Annotated in this window: 16 protein-coding genes; 11 read left to right on the forward strand and 5 right to left on the reverse strand. The window is 72.9% G+C overall.

The genetic code is table 11. The annotated features are described in order from the left end of the window. Position 1 precedes the first annotated feature (1 nt). Positions 2-805, forward strand: a complete 804-nt coding sequence (locus AC07A6_RS11140; protein ID WP_478776922.1) for an exodeoxyribonuclease III — start codon at positions 2-4, stop codon at positions 803-805. On the opposite strand, the gene AC07A6_RS11145 is transcribed toward AC07A6_RS11140, so the two are convergent. Beyond that, a complete protein-coding gene (locus AC07A6_RS11145) occupies positions 787-1,578 on the reverse strand; it encodes a MerR family transcriptional regulator (RefSeq protein ID WP_478776923.1) in 792 nt (263 codons plus the stop codon). The genes AC07A6_RS11140 and AC07A6_RS11145 overlap by 19 nt on opposite strands. Before the next feature lie 224 nt (positions 1,579-1,802). Between AC07A6_RS11145 and AC07A6_RS11150 the strand changes: the two genes are divergently transcribed. The 4 genes from AC07A6_RS11150 (at position 1,803) to AC07A6_RS11165 (ending at position 5,533) form a co-directional block, all read left to right on the forward strand. Then, on the forward strand, positions 1,803-3,437 hold the full coding sequence (locus AC07A6_RS11150) for a flavin-containing monooxygenase (RefSeq protein ID WP_478776924.1): 1,635 nt from the start codon (positions 1,803-1,805) through the stop codon (positions 3,435-3,437). Further along, the gene (locus tag AC07A6_RS11155; protein WP_386271441.1) at positions 3,434-4,387 is read left to right on the forward strand and encodes an alpha/beta fold hydrolase; all 954 of its coding nucleotides are present in this window, start codon (positions 3,434-3,436) and stop codon (positions 4,385-4,387) included. The genes AC07A6_RS11150 and AC07A6_RS11155 overlap by 4 nt, the downstream gene beginning before the upstream one ends. After that, a complete protein-coding gene (locus AC07A6_RS11160) occupies positions 4,384-5,268 on the forward strand; it encodes an SDR family oxidoreductase (RefSeq protein ID WP_478776925.1) in 885 nt (294 codons plus the stop codon). The genes AC07A6_RS11155 and AC07A6_RS11160 overlap by 4 nt, the downstream gene beginning before the upstream one ends. A gap of 76 nt (positions 5,269-5,344) precedes the next feature. Then, positions 5,345-5,533, forward strand: a complete 189-nt coding sequence (locus AC07A6_RS11165; RefSeq protein WP_362459264.1) for a hypothetical protein — start codon at positions 5,345-5,347, stop codon at positions 5,531-5,533. Positions 5,534-5,729: 196 nt separating this feature from the next. On the opposite strand, the gene AC07A6_RS11170 is transcribed toward AC07A6_RS11165, so the two are convergent. Continuing rightward, positions 5,730-8,993, reverse strand: coding sequence for a S41 family peptidase (locus tag AC07A6_RS11170; protein WP_478776926.1), 3,264 nt, complete (start codon positions 8,991-8,993; stop codon positions 5,730-5,732). 268 nt (positions 8,994-9,261) lie between these two features. On the opposite strand from AC07A6_RS11170, the gene AC07A6_RS11175 reads away from it, so the two are divergent. Both AC07A6_RS11175 and AC07A6_RS11180 read left to right on the forward strand, forming a co-directional pair. Further along, positions 9,262-9,873 (forward strand): TetR/AcrR family transcriptional regulator, encoded by a 612-nt coding sequence (locus AC07A6_RS11175; protein WP_362459258.1) that lies wholly within the window; start codon positions 9,262-9,264, stop codon positions 9,871-9,873. A gap of 186 nt (positions 9,874-10,059) precedes the next feature. After that, positions 10,060-12,270, forward strand: a complete 2,211-nt coding sequence (locus AC07A6_RS11180; protein WP_362459255.1) for an MMPL family transporter — start codon at positions 10,060-10,062, stop codon at positions 12,268-12,270. Positions 12,271-12,425: 155 nt separating this feature from the next. Here the strand turns inward: AC07A6_RS11180 and AC07A6_RS11185 are convergent, their stop codons facing one another. Continuing rightward, complete coding sequence (locus tag AC07A6_RS11185; RefSeq protein ID WP_362459253.1) at positions 12,426-12,818, reverse strand: SsgA family sporulation/cell division regulator; 393 nt, start codon at positions 12,816-12,818, stop codon at positions 12,426-12,428. 176 nt (positions 12,819-12,994) lie between these two features. On the opposite strand from AC07A6_RS11185, the gene AC07A6_RS11190 reads away from it, so the two are divergent. The 4 genes from AC07A6_RS11190 (at position 12,995) to AC07A6_RS11205 (ending at position 16,943) form a co-directional block, all read left to right on the forward strand. Then, a complete protein-coding gene (locus AC07A6_RS11190) occupies positions 12,995-14,056 on the forward strand; it encodes an energy-coupling factor ABC transporter permease (protein WP_478776927.1) in 1,062 nt (353 codons plus the stop codon). A 1-nt stretch (position 14,057) separates the two neighbouring features. Continuing rightward, entirely contained in the window at positions 14,058-14,819 is a 762-nt protein-coding gene (gene cbiQ / locus AC07A6_RS11195; protein ID WP_478776928.1) for a cobalt ECF transporter T component CbiQ, read from the forward strand. Beyond that, positions 14,807-15,625: an energy-coupling factor ABC transporter ATP-binding protein gene (locus tag AC07A6_RS11200; protein WP_478776929.1), complete on the forward strand. Its 819-nt coding sequence runs from the start codon at positions 14,807-14,809 to the stop codon at positions 15,623-15,625. Before cbiQ ends, AC07A6_RS11200 begins: the two co-directional genes overlap by 13 nt. A gap of 136 nt (positions 15,626-15,761) precedes the next feature. After that, a complete protein-coding gene (locus AC07A6_RS11205) occupies positions 15,762-16,943 on the forward strand; it encodes a serine hydrolase domain-containing protein (protein ID WP_478776930.1) in 1,182 nt (393 codons plus the stop codon). A 34-nt stretch (positions 16,944-16,977) separates the two neighbouring features. Here the strand turns inward: AC07A6_RS11205 and AC07A6_RS11210 are convergent, their stop codons facing one another. Together AC07A6_RS11210 and AC07A6_RS11215 are read right to left on the reverse strand one after the other, a co-directional pair. Further along, entirely contained in the window at positions 16,978-17,457 is a 480-nt protein-coding gene (locus AC07A6_RS11210) for a YbaK/EbsC family protein (protein WP_125818511.1), read from the reverse strand. 90 nt (positions 17,458-17,547) lie between these two features. Continuing rightward, a complete protein-coding gene (locus tag AC07A6_RS11215; protein WP_478776931.1) occupies positions 17,548-19,194 on the reverse strand; it encodes a penicillin-binding transpeptidase domain-containing protein in 1,647 nt (548 codons plus the stop codon). Between the last annotated feature and the right edge of the window lie 38 nt (positions 19,195-19,232).

Below are 19,232 nucleotides of genomic sequence, written 5' to 3' on the forward strand. Positions count from 1 at the left end.
GATGCTCACCGTGACCTCCGTGAATGTGAATGGGATCCGCGCCGCCGCCAAGAAGGGGTTCGTGGAGTGGCTCGCCGGATCCGACGCCGACGTCGTGTGCCTCCAGGAGGTGCGTGCCGAGGAGGCGCAGATCCCCGCGGAGGCCCGGGAGCCCGAGGGCTGGCACACCGTGTTCGCGCCGGCCGCCGCCAAGGGACGGGCCGGTGTCGCGCTGTACACGCGGCGCGAGCCCGAACGGGTGCGGGTGGGCTTCGGCAGTGACGAGTTCGACGCCTCGGGCCGCTACATCGAGGCCGACCTGCCGGGCGTCACCGTGGCGAGCCTGTACCTGCCGTCCGGGGAGGCGGGCACCGCGAAGCAGGACGAGAAGTACCGGTTCATGGAGGAGTTCCTCGGCTACCTCGGGGAGCTGAAGGCGCGGGCCGCCGCCGACGGGCGGGAGGTCGTGGTGTGCGGCGACTGGAACATCTGCCACCAGGAGGCCGACCTCAAGAACTGGAAGACCAACCGCAAGAACGCGGGCTTCCTGCCGGAGGAGCGGGAGTGGTTGGGGAAGGTGTACGCGGAGGCCGGCTACGTCGACGTCGTGCGCGGGCTGCACCCGGACACGGAGGGGCCGTACTCCTGGTGGTCCTACCGGGGCCGGGCCTTCGACAACGACGCGGGATGGCGCATCGACCTCCAGGTGGCGAGCCCGGGGCTGGCGGCGAAGGCCGTGAAGGCCTTCGTCGAGCGCGCCGAGACGCACCCCGAGCGGTGGTCGGACCACGCGCCGGTGACGGTGGTCTACGAGCTGGGCGTCTGAGGGGCCGGGGCGGCTGCGGCTGCGGGGCCCTGCGGGGCCGGGGGCGGCTGCGGCGTCTGGGGCGTCTGGGGATCGTGGGGCTGATCGGGCCCGGGCGGCCGGGCGTGCTGCTGGTGCAGGCGGTCCATCGCCATCGTGAGCTCCGCCTCGACCACGCTCTTGGCCAGCGGGCGCAGCCGGGTGACGGCGTCCTGCCCGAGGTGGGCGGAGATCAGCCCGGTGAACAGCTCCGCCAGCGCGTCCGCGTGCTCGCGGACCCGGCGGCCCGTCTCCAGCACCGCCGACAGCGGCACGCCTTCGCGTACCAGTGCCGAGGAGACGTCCAGCAGGCGCCGGCTGACGTGCACGATCTCCTCGCCGTCGGTGGCGACGTAGCCGAGGTCGAGCGCGGCCGCCAGGTTCTCCGGGGTGACCTCGCCCTCGAAGTAGTCGGCCAGCACCTCGGGCGAGAGCCGGACCGGGGTCTCCTCCGACCCGCCGATCCCGAGCAGCTCGCCGAGCTGGCCGACGTCGCGGCCCTTCTCGAAGGCGGCGGTCAGCTCGGCGATGCCGCCGAGGGTGTGGCCGCGGTCCAGCAGGGCGGCGATCGTGCGCAGCCGGGCCAGGTGGCGTTCGTCGTACCAGGCGATGCGGCCCTCGCGGCGCGGCGGCGGGAGCAGCTTGCGCTCGCGGTAGAAACGCAGGGTGCGGACCGGGATGCCGGCCGCCTCGGCCAGTTCCTCCGTCCGGTACTCGCGCCCGCCCTCGCGCTCCACGGGCTCCACGGTCTCCACGGCGGGCCGCGCCCCTCTCGTCGCCGGTCTCTGCACACCCGCAGCCTAGGGGGTGTCCTGTGGATCACGCCGGGGCCGGTACGCGGGGCGTCCGTCGGGAGTACTCGCGGTAACTTTCCCGGCGCGACCCCTACCCATGGGTACGGAGCTGCTCTACCCTCCCGATTGTGCCAGTGATTGCTGGCAACGTTGCGGTTCGGATTGCGGTGCGGAAGGCGGCGGGCATGGGCGGCAGCACGGTCGGCAAGGGCAGGAAGGTCGGCAAGGGCGCGCGCGAGCACGTACGGGTGGCGGTGGTCGGGTCCGGCTTCGGCGGGCTCGGCGCGGCCGTCCGGCTGCGGCGCGAGGGGATCACGGACTTCGTCGTCCTGGAACGGGCCGACTCCGTCGGCGGCACCTGGCGCGACAACAGCTACCCCGGGTGCGCCTGCGACGTGCCCTCCCACCTGTACTCCTTCTCCTTCGCTCCCAACCCCGACTGGCCGCGGACCTTCTCCGGGCAGCCCGCCATCCGCGCCTACCTGGAGCGCGTCGCCGACACCTTCGGGCTGCGCCCGCACATCCGGCTCGGCCACGAGGTCCTGATGATGCGCTGGGACGAGCGGGAGCTGCGCTGGGAGATCGAGACCTCGGCGGGCTCCCTGACCGCCGACGTCGTGGTGTCGGCGACCGGACCGCTGTCCGACCCGAAGACGCCCGAGATCCCCGGGCTCGCCGAGTTCCCCGGCAAGGTCTTCCACTCCGCCCGCTGGGACCACGACTACGACCTGAGCGGCAAGCGCGTCGCCGTGATCGGTACGGGCGCCTCCGCGATCCAGATCGTGCCGGCCATCGCCCCCCGGACGGCCCGCCTGACGCTCTTCCAGCGGACCCCGCCGTGGGTCATGCCGCGCACCGACCGCGCCATCAGCACCGTCGAGCGCTGGCTGCACCGGCAGCTCCCCTTCACCCAGTCGGCCCGCCGCGGGCTGCTGTGGGGGATCCGCGAGCTCCAGGTCAGCGCGTTCACCAAGCGGCCCAACCAGCTCGGGCTGATCGAATCCCTGGCCAAGGCCAACATGGCGCGCTCCATCAAGGACCCGCAGCTGCGGGCCAGGCTCACGCCCTCGTACCGGATCGGCTGCAAGCGGATCCTGCTCTCCAGCGAGTACTACCCGGCGCTGGCCCGGCCCGACGTGGACGTGGTCGCCTCGGGGCTCAAGGAGATCAGGGGCTCGGTGCTCGTCGCCGCCGACGGGACCGAGACCGAGGTAGACGCGATCATCTTCGGCACCGGCTTCCACGTCACGGACATGCCGATCGCCGAACGGGTGGTGGGCGCCGACGGGCAGACCCTCGCGGACGCGTGGAAGGACGGGATGCAGGCGCTGCGCGGGGCGACCGCGGCCGGCTTCCCCAACTGGATGACGATCATCGGACCGAACACCGGCCTCGGGAACAGCTCGATGATCCTGATGATCGAGTCCCAGCTGAACTACATGGCGGACTACCTCCGCCAGCTCACCCTCCTCGACGGCGGCAGCCTGGGCGGGCGCACCGCGCTCGCGGCCCGGCCGTCCGCCGTCAACCAGTGGAACCGGAACGTCCAGGCGCGGATGGAGCGGACGGTGTGGAACACCGGCGGCTGCACCAGCTGGTACCTGGACGCCCAGGGCCGCAACACCACCGTGTGGCCGGGTACGACGGGTGAGTTCCGGCGCGCCACGTTGACGGTCGACCTGGCCGAGTACGAGGTCGTACGCGTACGGGACCGCGAGCGCGGCCGGGTCCCGGCCCCCGCCGCCGCTGCCGCCCCCGCCGCGGCGACGGCCGCTCCGTCGGGCTCCGCGGCCGCCCCCGCCGAGGAGGGGGCCGCGTGAGCCGGCCCGGGCACGTCACCGCCGGCCGGTACGCGCCCCCGGCCGCGGCCCGCGAGCTGGTCGCCGTATCCGCCGACGGGTCCCGGCTGCACGTGGAGGTGCACGGCGCGGAAGGGGCCCCGGCCGTCGTGCTCTCCCACGGCTGGACCTGCTCCACCGCCTTCTGGGCGGCGCAGATCCGTGACCTGGCCCGCGACCACCGGGTCGTCGCCTACGACCAGCGTGGCCACGGCCGCAGCCCGGCGGCCGCCGCCTACGGCACCACCGCCCTCGCCGACGACCTGGCCGCCGTGCTGAAGGCGACCCTCGCCCCCGGCGAACGTGCCGTGGTCGCCGGGCACTCGATGGGTGGCATGACCGTCATGGCCGCCGCCGGACGCCCCGAGTTCGCCGAGCACGCCGCGGCCGCCCTGCTGTGCAGCACCGGCAGCTCGCGGCTGGTCGCGGAGGCGACCGTGCTGCCGCTGCGCGCCGGGCGCGCGAGGACCCGTACGACCCGCGCCGTGCTCGGCTCACGCGCCCCCCTCGGGCCCGTCACGCCCGTGGCCCGCGCGGTGCTCAAGTACGCCACCATGGGCCCCGGATCCGCGCCGGACCGGGTGGAGGCCTGCGCCCGCATCGTGCACGCCTGCCCGGCGGGGGTGCGCCACGCCTGGTCCGAGGTGCTGGCGGGGCTGGACCTCGACGCCGAACTGGCCCGGCTGACCGTGCCGACCGCCGTCGTCGCCGGCCGGGACGACCGGCTCACCCCGGTCGTGCACGCCCGGCGGCTGGCGGTGGCGCTGCCGAACTGCGTGGGCCTGACCGAACTCACCGGCATGGGGCACATGACCCCCGTCGAGGCCCCCGAGGCCGTCACCCGCGCCGTCCGCGAACTGACGGGCCGCTACCTCCCCGCCACGTCAGCCGCATCCGCCGCATCCGACGCAGAGAAGGAGAAAACCGCGTGAGCGCTCGCAGGAGTCTGGAAGGCCAGGTCGCCGTCGTCACCGGCGCCGCCCGCGGGGTCGGCGAACTGCTCGCCCGCAAGCTGTCCGCGCGCGGCGCCAGGATCGCTCTGGTGGGCCTGGAGCCGGAGGCGCTCAAGGAGGTCTCCGGGCGGCTGCACACCGACAGCGACCACTGGCACGCCGACGTCACCGACCACGTGGCCATGGCCCGGGTCGCGCGGGAGGTCAAGGAGCGCTTCGGAAAAGTCGACATCGTCGTCGCCAACGCGGGCGTCGCGGCCGGCGGTCCGCTCGGGGACTCCGACCCCGAGGCCTGGCGCCGCGTCATCGAGGTCAACCTGATCGGCGGGGCGGTCACCGCCCGCGCCTTCCTGCCCGTCCTCATGGAGAGCCGCGGCTACTTCCTGCAGATCGCCTCGCTCGCCGCGATCACCCCGGCGCCGATGATGACCGCGTACTGCGCCTCCAAGTCGGGCGTCGAGGCCTTCGCGCACTGCCTGCGCGCCGAAGTCGGCTACAAGGGCGTCAAGGTCGGCGTCGGCTACCTCTCCTGGACCGACACCGACATGGTGCGCGGCGCCGACCAGGACGAGGTCATGCGCGAGCTGCGCGGGCGGCTGCCCTGGCCCGCCAACCGCACCTACCCGCTGGGTCCGGCGGTCGACCGGATCGTGGCCGGCATCGAACGGCGCTCGGCGCACGTGTACGCGCAGTGGTGGCTGCGCGGCATGCAGGGCGTCCGCGGCTACCTGCCGGCGGTCATCGCGGCGGGCGGGAAACGCGAGATGAAGCGCTTCGAACCGAGGCTCGCCGAGGTCCCCAGGGGGCTCGTGGGGGCCGGCGGGGCGGCCGACGAACAGGAGCGATCGGCCCACCTCTGATCGAAATGCGTGCTTTGTCGCTGCATGTCAGTCTGGTCGAGGCCCAACCACCGACACCCCGTACGGAGTGAGAAGCATGGGTATCAAGGACCAGTTCCAGGACAAGGCCAACGAGATCAAGGAACGTGCCGAACAGGCCAAGCAGGGCGCCAAGGACGAGATGTCCGAGCGCACCGCGAAGGCGAAGCAGCAGAAGAAGGACATGCGGTCCAAGTCCCAGCAGCCGATCGACGACATCAGGGACGAGCTCGACGACCGGACCTGAGGTCCGGGAGCGACCGGACCCACCGGAACGAACCGGAATGAACCGGAATGAACCGGAACGAACCTTCGGGCCTGACTGCTACCAGGCCCTGACACACCCGGCGCCGACGCACACGGCGCCGTCGCACACAGCGCCGAGGGGCGCGGTCCGCCGGACCGCGCCCCTTCCGCGTGCACCGCCGCCCGTACGCCTGCCGCTACTCCCGCGGCGGCAGCTTCGGACGCCGGCGGTCCGGTACGTCGGTGTAGCCGGGCGGCACGGCCGCCGGGTCCTGCTCCAGCAGCTCCAGCGCCAGGTGCACGGCGTCGTCCAGCTGTGCGTGCCGCCCCTCCGCCCAGTCGAGCGGGGTGCGCAGGATCGCGAGGTCCGGCTCCACGCCGTGGTTCTCCACCGACCAGCCGTACTCCGGGAACCAGGCGGCGTTCATCGGCACGGTGATCACCGTCCCGTCGCCCAGGGTGTGCCGGCCGGTCATCCCGACCACCCCGCCCCAGGTGCGCTGGCCCACCACCGGGCCCAGGCCCAGCAGTTTGAACGCGGCGGTGATCATGTCCCCGTCGGAGGAGGTCGCCTCGTCGGCCAGCGCCACGATCGGGCCGCGGGGCGCGTTCGAGGCGTACGAGACCGGCTGCGCGTTGCGCGTCAGGTCCCAGCCGAGGATCGAACGGGTGAGTTTCTCCACGACGAGTTCACTGATGTGCCCGCCCGCGTTGCCGCGTACGTCCACGATCAGGGCGGGCCGGGACATCTCCATGCGCAGGTCGCGGTTGAACTGCGCCCAGCCGGAGCCGCCCATGTCGGGGATGTGCAGGTAGCCGCAGCGGCCGCCGCTGACCTCGCGGACCACGGCGCGGCGCTTGGAGACCCAGTCCTGGTAGCGCAGCGGACGTTCGTCGATCAGCGGTACGACCGCGACGCGCCGGGCCCGGCCCTCGCCCTCGGCGGGCTGGAAGGTGAGTTCGACGGTGGTGCCGCCGGCCGCCGACAGCAGCGGGTAGGGGCCGGCGACGGGGTCCACGGGCCGGCCGTCGACGTGGGTGAGGACCGCGCCGTCGCGGATGCCGGTGCCCGCGAGCGGGGAGCGGGCCTTGGAGTCGGAGGACTCGCCGGGCAGGATCCGCTTGACCACCCAGCCCTCCTCCCGGTGCACGAGGTTGGCGCCGAGCAGCCCGATGGCCCGCTGGTAGTGGGGCGGGCCCTCGTTGCGGCGGGCGGGGGAGACGTAGGCGTGCGAGGTGCCGAGTTCGCCGAGGACCTCGCGCAGCAGGTCGGCGAACTCGTCGGGGGAGGCGACGCGTTCGACGAGCGGCCGGTACTGGCGCAGCACGCCGTCCCAGTCGATGCCGCACATCTTCGGCTCCCAGAAGTACGCCCGGATGAGCCGGCCGGCCTCCTCGAAGGCCTGGCGCCACTCGGCCGCCGGGTCCACCTCGTGCAGGATGCGCCGCAGGTCGAGGTAGACGGTGGAGTCGCCGTCACCCGATTCGGTGGCCGGCACGGCGCGCAGGTCACCGTCGTCGTTGACGACGAGCCGGGTGCCGTCGCCGCTGACCGCGAACCAGTCCAGCCCCGACGCCAGTTCCGTCTTGCGGGCCTTGGTCATGTCGAAGTGTTCGAGTGTCGGCTTGCCGCTGGTGTCGGCCGGGTTGGCGAAGGTCTCGCCGAGCGCGCCCGAGATGGGCCAGCGCAGCCAGACCAGTCCGCCGCCGTGCACCGGGTGGAGGGCCGAGTACTTCGACGCGGAGACGGGGAAGGGCGTGACCCGGCTCTCCAGGCCCTCCACCTCCACCGTGACGGTGCCGTCGCCCTCGCCCGGTTCGCCCTCGACGGGGTCGAGTCCGCCGGCGGCGGGCCGGCCGTCGGGGGAGAAGGCGAAGGGGGAGGGGGTGGCCGAGGACAGCGGCACCAGGTAGGGGCGGCAGCCCAGCGGGAAGGAAAGGTCGCCGGTGTGGACGTCGTACACCGGGTCGAAGCCGCGCCAGGACAGGAAGGCGAGGTAGCGGCCGTCCCGCGTGAAGACCGGGTTCTCGTCCTCGAAGCGGCCGTTGGTGACGTCGACGACGACGCGCGCGCCGGGACCGGAGATCTTCGCCATCTTGATCTGCCGCAGGGAGCGTCCGATGCCGGGGTGCGACCAGGTCAGCCAGCAGCCGTCGGGGGAGAAGGCGAGGTCGGTGACGGGGCCGTTGATGGACCGGATGAGTTCGGTGACCTCGCCGTTGGACTCCTCCGTCGCGTCGAGCAGCAGCAGCCGCCCGTCGTGGGAGGCGATGGCGAGCCGTTCCCCGTCGGGGTCCGACAGCAGTTCGGTGACGCGGCCCAGCTCGCCCGAGGCCAGCCGGCGCGGCTCGCGGTCGCCGGAGGCGCGCGGCAGGTAGGCGATCTCGATCGCGTCCTCGCCCTCGGCGTCGGTGACGTACGCGACCTGCCCGCCGCTGCCGAGCATCTCGGGCAGCCGTACCCGTACGCCGGGGGTGTCGGCGATGGTGCGGGCCGGGCCGTCGCGGTGGGTGAGCCAGTACAGGCTGCCGCGCACGACGACGGCGCTGGCCCGGCCGGTGGTGTCCACGGACAGCGAGTCGACGTTGCTGGCGGCCGGCACCTGGTACGTACGCCGCCCCGCGCGCGGGCCGCCGAGGCGGACCGGCAGCTTGCGCGGCGAGGTCCCCTCGGCGAGGGAGTCGACGAGCCAGATGTCGCCCGCGCACTGGTAGACCACGCGGGAGCCGTCGCTGGAGGCGTGCCGGGCGTAGAACTCGTCGTGGTCGGTGTGGCGGCGCAGGCCGGTGCCGTCGGGCAGGCAGGAGTAGAGGTTGCCGATGCCCTCGTGGTCGGAGAGGAAGGCGATCCGGCCGTCGACGAACATCGGGGATTCGAGGTGTCCCTCGATGTCCTCCAGGAGCCGCTGCCCGTGCAGCCAGAGCCGGCCGGTGGCGCCGCCCCGGTACCGCTTCCAGGCGGCGGGCTCGTGCGGGGGCTTGCCGGTCAGCAGCAGGCTGCGGTGCTCGCCGTCGACGTCGGCGACCTGGATGTCGGAGACCGGGCCCCAGGGGAGGCGGCCGCCGGGGCTGCCGTCGGTGGGCAGCTTGTAGGCCCAGGAGTAGTAGGAGAAGGGCTGCCCGTGGGAGGAGACGGCCAGGATGTTGCCGTCCGGGTCCCAGCCGCAGACCCGGGTGTCGGTGGAGCCCCAGTGGCTGAGCCGGCGGGCGGGGCCGCCGTCGACGGGGGCGAGGTGGATCTCCGGGTCGAGGCTGCGCCAGGTGGTGAAGGCGATGTGCCGTCCGTCGGGGGAGAAGCGCGGGTGGCCGACCCGGGTGCGGTCGACGGTGATGCGCCAGGCGCGGCCGGGGGTCTGGCCCTCGGGGACCAGGGGGGCGACCCAGAGGTCGTCTTCGGTGGCGAAACACAGCAGGTCGTCGTGGAGGTGCGGGAAGCGGAGGTACGCGACGTCGTGACTCACCCCCCAATGCTTTCCGCGCCGGAGGGGCCCGGCAACTCGTACAGGTGACCGTGTGGCGCCCGTTTGGGTGACGCGCGGAGGGGGACGGGGGCTGACCCGCGCCGCGCGACTCGCGCTGAGCGACCCGCGCTGCGTGATCCGCGCCGCGCGACTCGCGTTCGTGGCGTGACCCACGCCACCCCGCTAGCGAAACGGAACGGTTTCGTTTCGTTAGTCGGACCGGTAGGCTCTGAGGAGTACGGAACCGTTTCGTTCGGAGGAGGCCGCGATGAAGGCGAGTTGCCGGGTGACCGACGTCATGTCGTCGGCCCGCCGCAGCCGGATCACCCCCGAACGGGAAGCCGAACTCCACGGGGCGGTCCTCGACCTCCTGCGCGAGGTCGGCTACGAGGCACTGACCATGGACGCCGTCGCCGCCCGTACGAAGTCCAGCAAGGCCACCCTCTACCGCCAGTGGGGGAGCAAGCCGGAGCTGGTCGCCAAGGCCCTGCGATGTACCCAGCCGGTCTCCCTCCGGGAGATCGACACGGGCACCCTGCGCGGGGACTTCGCAATGATGGTCGAGCGCTCCGACGACGCGCAGATGGCCAAGGACACCGCACTGATGCGGGGCCTGGCCCATGCCGTCCACGAGAGCCCGGAGCTGCACCGGGCACTGCGCGACCTGCTGGTCGACCCGGAGATCAACGGTCTCCAGGCGATGCTGCGGCGCGCCGTCGAGCGGGGCGAGATCCGGCCGGACTGCCCGGCCCTGGACTTCGTGCCGCACATGCTCATCGGGGCGTTCATCGCACTGCCGCTGATCGAGGACCGGTCCGTCGACCGGGCTTTCCTCGGCCAGTTCATCGACGCCGTGGTCTTCCCCGCCCTCGGCGTCTGACGTCCCGCCCGGGTGCTTCGCCCGCGGCCGGCTCCCCGGCCGCACGAACGCGCGAAGCACAGCTCCCCAGAAGTACAGAACGTCCTTCCTGCTGCTCCTGACACGCCGCTCTCGTCGTCGGGCCGGCTTTACACGCCCAGATCCGTCCCGGATCCATCCCACGACCTGAAACGGGAGAACCACGACGTGGCCACCTTCCTCTACCGGCTCGGCCGCGGTGCCTTCAGGCGCCGCGGCCTGGTCGCCCTCGTATGGGTGGCGCTGCTCGTCGCCGCGGGCTTCGGCGCCGCGACGGCCTCCGCGCCCACCTCCGGCTCGTTCTCGATACCCGGCACGGAGGCCCAGAAGGCCTTCGACCTGCTGGACGAGAAGTTCCCGGGCATGTCCGCCGACGGCGCGACCGCCCGCATCGTCGTCAAGGCCCCGGCCGGCGCCAAGGTCACCGACCCGGGCCCCAAGGCCGAGGTCGAGAAGCTCATCTCCGGCCTGAAGAGCGGCGACGGCGCCGCGCAGATCGCCACCGTCGACGACCCGTACCAGACGCAGGCGGTGAGCCAGGACGGCTCCACCACCTACGTCAGCGTGAAGTACAAGGTCAGCGGCATGGAGCTGAAGGACGACACCCGGGAGGCGCTCAAGGACTCGGGCCACGCGGCCCAGAAGGCCGGCCTCCAGGTGGAGATCGGCGGCGACGCGCTGATGGAGGCCCCGGAGACGGGCTCCGGTGAGGCCATCGGCATCCTGGTCGCCGGCATCGTCCTCGTCATCACCTTCGGCTCGCTGGTCGCCGCCGGGCTGCCGCTGCTGACCGCGCTGATCGGCGTCGGCATCGGCGTGTCCTCGATCACCGCGCTCGCCAACGTCCTGGACCTCGGCTCCACCACCTCCACCCTCGCGATGATGATCGGCCTCGCGGTCGGCATCGACTACGCGCTCTTCATCGTCTCCCGCTACCGCGCGGAGCTCGCCGAGGGCCGCGAGCGCGACGAGGCCGCCGGCCGCGCCGCCGGAACCGCCGGCTCCGCCGTGGTCTTCGCCGGTCTGACCGTGGTCATCGCCCTGGTGGGCCTGGCCGTCGTCAACATCCCGATGCTGACGAAGATGGGTGTCGCCGCCGCCGGAACGGTGGTCATCGCGGTACTCGTCGCCCTGACGCTCGTCCCCGCGATCCTCGGCTTCGCGGGCAAGAAGGTGCTGCCCGCCGGCCAGAAGAGCAAGCTGTTCGGCAAGGGCCGCCCGGCCGGCGCCGAGCCCAAGGCCAACGGCGGCACCCGCTGGGCGCGCTTCGTGCTGCGCCGCCCGGTCGTGGTGCTGCTGGCCGGTGTGATCGGCCTCGGCGCGATCGCGATCCCGGCGACCAAGCTGGAGATGGGCCTGCCGGACGACGGCTCCAAGCCGGTGTCCACCAGCCAGCGCAAGGCGTACGACATGCTCTCCGAGGGCTTCGGCCCCGGCTTCAACGGTCCGCTGATGGTGGTCGTCGACGGCGACAAGGCGCTGGCCGACCGCACCGCCGACCGGATCAAGGGCCTGGACGGGGTGGCGGCAGTGATGCCCCCGCTCCAGAACGAGGCCAAGGACGCCGCGATCGTCAGCGTGATCCCGAAGGACCGGCCGTCCTCCACCGAGACCGAGGACCTGGTCCACAAGATCCGCGAGGGCAACGGCAAGGACGTGTTCGTCAGCGGCCAGACCGCGATGAACATCGACTTCTCGCAGAAGATGAACGACGCGCTGCTGCCCTACCTGGCGCTCGTCGTCGGCCTCGCCTTCCTGCTGCTGATGCTGGTCTTCCGCTCCATCCTGGTCCCGCTCAAGGCGGCGCTCGGCTTCCTGCTGTCGGTGGTCGCGGCCCTCGGCGCGGTCGTCGCGGTCTTCCAGTGGGGCTGGCTCGGCTCGCTCTTCGGCGTGGAGCAGACCGGTCCGATCATGTCGATGATGCCGATCTTCATGGTGGGCGTGGTCTTCGGCCTGGCCATGGACTACGAGGTCTTCCTGGTCACCCGCATGCGTGAGGCGTACGTCCACGGCGAGCGGCCGGGCCAGGCCGTGGTGACCGGCTTCCAGTACAGCGCCCGCGTGGTCGTGGCCGCCGCCGTCATCATGATCGCCGTGTTCTCCGGCTTCCTCGGCGCCAGCGACTCGATGGTGAAGATGATCGGCTTCGGCCTGGCCGTCGCCGTCCTCTTCGACGCCTTCGTGGTCCGCATGGCCATCGTGCCGGCGGTGCTGGCGCTGCTCGGCCACAAGGCCTGGTGGCTGCCGAAGTGGCTCGACCGGATCCTGCCCAACGTGGACGTGGAGGGCGAGAGCCTGCGCAAGCACCTGGGTGAGTCCGGTGCCGACGCCGGTTCGCCGGAGGACCCCGACAAGCAGCGCGAGCTCGTCAACGCCTGAGCCGCACGCGAGGGCCGTGGCGGCCCGGGCCCCCTGGTCCGCCTGGGCTGCCACCCGGGGTCAACACTCCGGGTCAACATCGGGCCCGGAAAGTCACACCTGTCGAACGCCGGCCCCGCACCTGGAACCCCAGGTGCGGGGCCGGTGGCGTTCCGCTACGCCGTCCGGGTGGTGGCGTACGTGCGGCGCAGGAAGCGGCGCAGCGCGGCGCTGTCGAACTGGAGGACGGCGACTCCCTCGGGAGAGTGGAACTCCAGTACCGCCTGCACGCGCCCGCACGGCCAGACGCGTACGTCCCCGCTCCCGGACGGGGCCAGCAGGCCGGCCTCCAAGAGGGCCAGGGGGAACACCCACTCGTTGTCGGTGTCCTCGGGGGACAGCTCGGCGGGGAAGACGACGCGCACGGCCAGCGGCTCGGCGGGGGTGAAGCGCAGGGCCACCGGAATGGCCCGGTAGAGGGGGTCGTCGGTGATCACGCGGGCGCGCACCCGCTCTTCGACGGCGGTCGCGGTGGCGGTGGCTGCTGGATTCTCGGCGGTGGCTGACATCGACAAGACTCCTCTAATCGGAACATTTACGTCCGTTTGTCCGTCCAGCCTCGCACATTCCGACGAAACCGCACGGATCTATTTGTGACCTCGCTGCTCTTGCCAACGGTTTGCAACTGGGCACTACTCTTGAACGGTTAAAGACTTGTGCGAGAAAGAGGATGCGGAGCTACTCCATGCATGTGCCCGACGGATTCATCAACACACCCGTCTCGGTGGCCGCAGGAGTAGCGGCCGCCGCCGCTGTCGCGGTCAGCCTGCGCGGCGCCCGCCGCGAGCTCGACGAGCGCACCGCCCCGCTGGCCGGCCTCGTCGCCGCCTTCATCTTCGCCGTGCAGATGCTGAACTTCCCGGTCGCCGCCGGCACCAGCGGCCACCTCCTCGGAGGTGCGCTCGCCGCCATACTCGTCGGCCCGTACACCGGCGTGCTCTGCGTGTCCGTCGTCCTGCTGATGCAGGGCATCCTCTTCGCCGACGGCGGCCTGACCGCGCTCGGCGTCAACGTCCTCAACATGGCCGTGGTGACCGTGGTCGTCGCCTACGCCGTCTTCCGCGGCCTCCTCAAGCTGCTGCCCGCCGGCCGCCGCTCGGTCACCGTCGCCGCCTTCGCCGGAGCACTGCTCTCCGTGCCCGCCGCGGCCGCAGCCTTCACCCTCCTCTACGCCCTTGGCGGCACCACCGACGTCCCGATCGGCAAGGTCGTCACCGCCATGGTCGGCGTCCACGTCCTCATCGGCATCGGCGAGGCGGCCATCACCGCCGCGACCGTCGGCGCCGTGATCGCCGTACGCCCCGACCTGGTGCACGGCGCGCGCCGACTGACCACCCCGCTCAAGCTGCGCGTCGGCGGCGAACTGGTCGACGCCCCCGCACCCGCCGCCACCCCGGTGCCGGCCGCCGCCCGCTCCACCCGCAAGCTCTGGCTGGCCGGCCTGGCCACCGCCCTCGTCCTGGCCGGCTTCGTCTCCTTCTACGCCTCCGCCAGCCCCGACGGCCTGGAGAAGGTCGCCGCCGACAAGGGCATCGACACCAAGGTCGAGGAACACGCCGCCGCGGACTCGCCGCTCGCCGACTACAGCGTCAAGGACGTCTCCGACGCCCGGCTGTCCGGCGGCCTCGCGGGCGTCATCGGCGTCGGCGCGACCGTCGCCGTCGGCACCGGCGTGTTCTGGGCCGTTCGCCGCCGCCGCGCCCAGGACCTGACCGCGACGTCCACGGCCGCCCCGACGGCCGGCTGACATGGGGGCCGGCCACGCGCACAAGCTCTACCGGCACGGGCACTCGCCCGTGCACGAGCTGCCGCCGCACTGCAAGATCGCCGCGACGTTCGCGTTCGTGGTCGTCGTCGTGTCCACCCCGCGCGAGGCCATGTGGGCCTTCGCCGGGTACGCGGTCCTCATCGCCGCCGTCGCGGCGGCGGCCCGGATCCCCGCGGGCTTCATGCTGCGGCGGATGCTGATCGAGGTGCCGTTCGTACTCTTCGCCGTGCTCATGCCCTTCGTGTCCCAGGGCGAACGGGTGGAGGTGCTCGGCATGTCCCTGAGCGTCTCCGGCCTCTGGGGCGCCTGGAACGTCCTGGCCAAGGGCACCCTCGGCGTGGCCGCCTCCGTACTGCTCGCCTCCACCACCGAACTGCGCGCCCTGCTGCTCGGGCTCCAGCGGCTGAAGCTGCCGCCGCTGCTCGTCCAGATCGCCTCCTTCATGATCCGGTACGGCGACGTCATCACCGACGAGCTGCGCCGCATGTCCATCGCCCGCCGCTCGCGCGGGTTCGAGGCGCGCGGCGTCCGGCACTGGGGGGTGCTCGCCAAGACGGCCGGCGCCCTCTTCATCCGCTCCTACGAACGCGGCGAGCGGGTGTACCTCGCCATGGTCAGCCGCGGCTACGCCGGTTCCATGCCGGTCATCGACGACGTCACGGCCACCCGCGCCCAGTGGGCGTACTCGGCCGTGCTCCCCGTGACGGCGCTCGCCGTCTGTCTGATGGGATGGACGCTGTGACGTCTCCTTCCGCCTCCGCCTCCGCCTCCGCCTCCGCTTCCTCTTCCTCCTCGGCCTCCTCGGCGCCCTCCCTGGAGGTGTCCGGGGTCGCCTACGCCTACCCCGACGGGCACCAGGCCCTTTTCGGGGTCGACCTCACCGTCGGACGCGGGGAGCGGGTCGCGCTGCTCGGCCCCAACGGCGCGGGGAAGACCACCCTCGTGCTGCACCTCAACGGCATCCTCGGCGGCGGGGTCGGCTCGGTCAGCGTGGCCGGGCTGCCCGTGGAGAAGCGGAACCTCGCCGAGATCCGGCGCCGGGTGGGCATCGTCTTCCAGGACCCCGACGACCAGCTGTTCATGCCGACCGTGCGGGAGGACGTGGCCTTCGGCCCGGCGGCGGCCGGCCTGCGGGGCGCCGAACTGGAGGAGCGGGTCCGCGAGGCGCTCGAACTGGTCGGCATGGCCGGCTTCGCCGACCGGCCCCCGCACCACCTGTCCTTCGGCCAGCGCCGGCGGGTGGCGGTGGCGACCGTACTGGCGATGCGGCCGGAGATCCTCGTCCTGGACGAGCCCTCCTCCAACCTGGACCCGGCCTCGCGGCGCGAGCTCGCCGACATCCTGCGCTCACTGGACGTGACGGTGCTGATGGTGACCCACGACCTGCCGTACGCGCTGGAGCTCTGCCCGCGCTCGGTGATCCTGAGCGAGGGCGTCATCGCCGCCGACGGCCGCACCAGCGACCTGCTGTGCGACGACGCGCTGATGCGGGAGCACCGGCTGGAGCTGCCGTTCGGCTTCGACCCGCGATCGGTGGCGGCGGCGTAGGGCGGCGCAGCCCGGCGGCGAGGCGATCGACACGGGCGGCTAATGTCACGGCGTGACGATGTGGCATTAGCCGGCGGTGTGTGGGGCCGTGGTCCGGGCACCGGACGCGCGCCGTCGGCGGCATAAGGGGCGGCCGATGGTTGTTGGCCTCCTCGTGAACATCCAGGGTGTGGTGACCGAGGGCTTCGAGCCCGTCAGAGACGCCTTCGCGCGCAACTTCGAGGTCCTCGGGGACCGGGGTGCGGCCGTGGCCGTGTACCGGGACGGCCGCAAGGTCGTCGACCTGTGGGGCGGCACGAAGGACGCCGACGGCGACGCCGCCGGGCCCTGGACCGAGGACACCGCGACGATCGTGCGCTCCGCCACCAAGGGCGTGGCCGCCGCCGTCCCGCTGCTCCTGCACCAGCGCGGACTGCTGGACCTGGACGCGCCGGTGGGCTCGTACTGGCCCGAGTTCAAGGCCGGCGGCAAGGACCGGACGCTGGTCCGCCACCTCCTCGCCCACCAGGCCGGCGTGCCCGCGCTGGACCGGGGGCTCACCACGGCGCAGGCCGCCGACGGGGTGAGCGGGGCGCGTGCGGTCGCCGCGCAGCGGGCCTTCTGGGAACCGGGCACCGAGCACGGCTACCACGCGCAGACCTTCAGCTGGCTGGTCTCCGAGCTGGTGCTGCGGGCGACGGGCCGCACCGTCGGCGGGATCCTCGCGGAGGAGATCGCCGAGCCGCTGGGGCTGGACTTCTGGATAGGCCTGCCGGAGAGCGAGGTGCCGAGGGTGGGCCGGGTGGCGCCGGTGGAGCCGCCGGCGAGCGCGGGGCTGCTGAAGACCCGGCCGAGGAGAAACGTTTCCGAGGCGTACGCCGACCCGGACTCCCTCACCCGGCGCGCCTTCGCGGCCATCGACCCCCAGCCGGACGAGAACGACCCCGTCTACCAGGCGGCCGAACTCCCCGGTTCCGCCGGAATCGGCACGGCGCGCGCCCTGGCCCGCTTCTACGGGGCGACCATCGGCGTGGTGGAGGACGGGGCGCGGATCTTCACCCCCGCCACCACCGCGCTGGCCGGCACGGAGTTCGCGTCCGGGCCGGACCGGGTGCTGGTCGTGAACACCCGGTTCGGCCCGGGCTACATGCTGCACGGTGCGGCGTCCCCGCTGCTGTCGCAGGCCTCCTTCGGCCATCCGGGGCGGGGCGGGTCGCTGGCCTTCGCGGACCCGGAGGCGGGGATCGGCTTCGGCTACGTCACCAACGCCCACGCCAAGTCGGTCACCGCCGACCCGCGCGCGCAGGCGCTGGTGCGGGCGCTGCGGTCCTGCCTCTGACGCCGTGGGGCGGTTGCGGGGCGGCCGGGTGCGGTCAGGCGCCTTCGCGTACGTCGGCCAGCGCGGCCGCGGCGTGCTCGATGAGCTCCTTCGGGGCCATGGGGAAGACGGTGTGCGGGGTGCCGGCGGCGGCCCAGACCACGTCGTGCTCCAGGAGTGAGCGGTCGGCCAGCACCCGGGTGCGGGTGCGGTGGCCGAAGGGCGGGACGCCGCCGATGGCGTAGCCGGTGGTCTCGCGGACGAGCGCGGCGTCGGCGCGGGTGACTTTCGCGGCGCCGAGTTGACGCCGGACGGCCTCGACGTCGACCCGGGAGGCGCCGTCCATGAGGACCAGCACCGGGACCCCGTCCGCCGCGAAGATCAGCGACTTCACGATCTGGCTGAGTTCGCAGCCGATCGCGGCGGCGGCGTCGGCGGCCGTACGGGTCCCTTCGGGGAAGGCCCGGACGTCGAGGTCGAGGCCCAGCTCGGTGAGGGCCCGGGCGAAGAGGGGGTGCGGGGTGCTGGTCGTCATGCCGGGACGCTAGCGCTGGGCGGAGGCCGGGGCCACGCGTTTACTCCGGTGCCGCCGGCCCCTGGCGCCCGGCCCCGGCCCCCGCCCCCGTCAGGAGGCGTTCAGGACCGTGGCGACGATGGGGCCCGCCGAGTCGCCGCCGTGGCCGCCGCCTTCGACCATGGCGGCCGCTGCCACGTCGCCCCGGAAGCCCGTGAACCAGCTGTCCGGGGCCGCCGCTCCGTCGACCTCCGCCGAGCCGGTCTTCGCGCCCTTGTCGGAGCCGCCCACGGAGGACATGGCGCCCGCCGCTGTGCCGCCGGGGCCGGCGGCCTGCTTCATCATCTTCACCAGCTGCGCCGACACCCCCGGTGCCAGCGCGCGCGGGGCCGCTGCCAGGGCGCGGCCGTCCAGCGAGGCCTTCACCAGCACCGGCTGCCGGAACACCCCGGTCCGGGCGGTCGCCGTGATCGACGCGACGTTCAGCGGGTTCATCTGGATCGCGCCCTGGCCGATGTACTCCGCGGCCGCCGCCGGGCCGGAGGCCACCGGCACGCTGCCGTCCTGGGACGGGATGCCGGTCTTCCAGTCCAGCCCGATGCCGAAGGCCTCCTTGGCGGTCCGCGGCAGCGCGCCGTTGTCGTGCACCTCGTCGATCAGGCCGATGAAGGCGGTGTTGCAGGACTTGGCGAAGCTGGTCGAGAAGGGCTGGCCCTTGAGCGAGAAGTTGTTCAGGTTGTGGAAGACCTTGCCGTCCCACGAGACGCTCTGCGGGCAGTCCGCCGGGCGGTCGGCCGCCACCAGACCCTTCTCCAGCAGCATCGCCGCCGTCACGATCTTCATGGTCGAGCCGGGTGCCCGCCGGCCCTGCATCGCGGCGTTGAAGCCGTCCCTGCGGTGGTTCGCCACCGCCAGGATGTCGCCGGTGCTCGGCTGGACGGCTACCACGGAGGCCTCCGGGTGCTGGGCGACGGCCTTCTCCGCCGCCGCCTGCACGTCGGCGTCCAGCACGGTCCGGAGCTGCCCCGGCTTGCCCTCCACCAGGGTCAGCAGGCTCCGCTTCGGCGCGTCCTGGGCCGCCGGTTCGATCCACAGCTCGACGCCGGGCGTGCCGCCGGTCTTCTCCCCGTAGGTCTTGCGCAGCGAGTCCAGGACCGGCCGCAGCGACGGGTACTGCTCGGGCGTCAGTTCCTTGCCGTTGCGGTCGACGGCCTTGACCGGCGGGCTGGCCGGAGTGCCCGCGCGCAGCTTCTCGTCCTTCTGGAGCTCCGGGTGGATCACCGAGGGCTGCCAGTCGACGAGCGCCTTGCCGGTCTCGACGCCGCGCACGACAGTCAGGCGGGAGTCGTAGACGAGGGGCTTGGCCGTGCCCTGGTGGCTGATCTCGGCCTCGACCTTGAACGGTACCGAGGCGCCCTCCGCCGCGCCGGGGGTGATGACGGCCTTGGACACCATCGCCTTGGCCCGGTAGTCGGCCACTGCGGTCTGCGCGGCCTGTGTGTTGTTGGTCAGCGCGGCGGCCGTGGCGTCGTCGCCCGCCGCCCATGCGGCGAGGAAGGCCTTCGCGGTGGCGGCGGCCTCCTTCTCGGTGACCGGCCCGCTCCCCTTCGCGGCGGTCGCCGCGCTGCTCTTCGTGCCTCGGTCGCCCGCGCCGCCGTTGCCGGCGTCCCCGACCAGTGCGTACACCCCGTACGCGGTGCCGCCGGCCATCGCGAGGAACACCCCGCCGACGATGGCACCCTTCGCCGCCCCGTTCACTGCGTCCCCTCCCCAGGAGCCCCCGTTCTCTGAACATG

This window comes from Streptomyces sp. NPDC044002, from assembly GCF_056434525.1.

Bases quoted from the DNA above. Each gene is read 5' to 3' on its own strand.
- AC07A6_RS11200 (WP_478776929.1), top strand. From the start codon at position 14,807: ATGGACGCTGTGACGTCTCCTTCCGCCTCCGCCTCCGCCTCCGCCTCC.
- AC07A6_RS11165 (WP_362459264.1), top strand. From the start codon at position 5,345: ATGGGTATCAAGGACCAGTTCCAGGACAAGGCCAACGAGATCAAGGAA.
- AC07A6_RS11150 (WP_478776924.1), top strand. From the start codon at position 1,803: ATGGGCGGCAGCACGGTCGGCAAGGGCAGGAAGGTCGGCAAGGGCGCG.
- AC07A6_RS11175 (WP_362459258.1), top strand. From the start codon at position 9,262: ATGAAGGCGAGTTGCCGGGTGACCGACGTCATGTCGTCGGCCCGCCGC.
- AC07A6_RS11140 (WP_478776922.1), top strand. From the start codon at position 2: ATGCTCACCGTGACCTCCGTGAATGTGAATGGGATCCGCGCCGCCGCC.
- cbiQ (WP_478776928.1), top strand. From the start codon at position 14,058: ATGGGGGCCGGCCACGCGCACAAGCTCTACCGGCACGGGCACTCGCCC.
- AC07A6_RS11210 (WP_125818511.1), bottom strand. From the start codon at position 17,457: ATGACGACCAGCACCCCGCACCCCCTCTTCGCCCGGGCCCTCACCGAG.
- AC07A6_RS11185 (WP_362459253.1), bottom strand. From the start codon at position 12,818: ATGTCAGCCACCGCCGAGAATCCAGCAGCCACCGCCACCGCGACCGCC.
- AC07A6_RS11190 (WP_478776927.1), top strand. From the start codon at position 12,995: ATGCATGTGCCCGACGGATTCATCAACACACCCGTCTCGGTGGCCGCA.
- AC07A6_RS11205 (WP_478776930.1), top strand. From the start codon at position 15,762: ATGGTTGTTGGCCTCCTCGTGAACATCCAGGGTGTGGTGACCGAGGGC.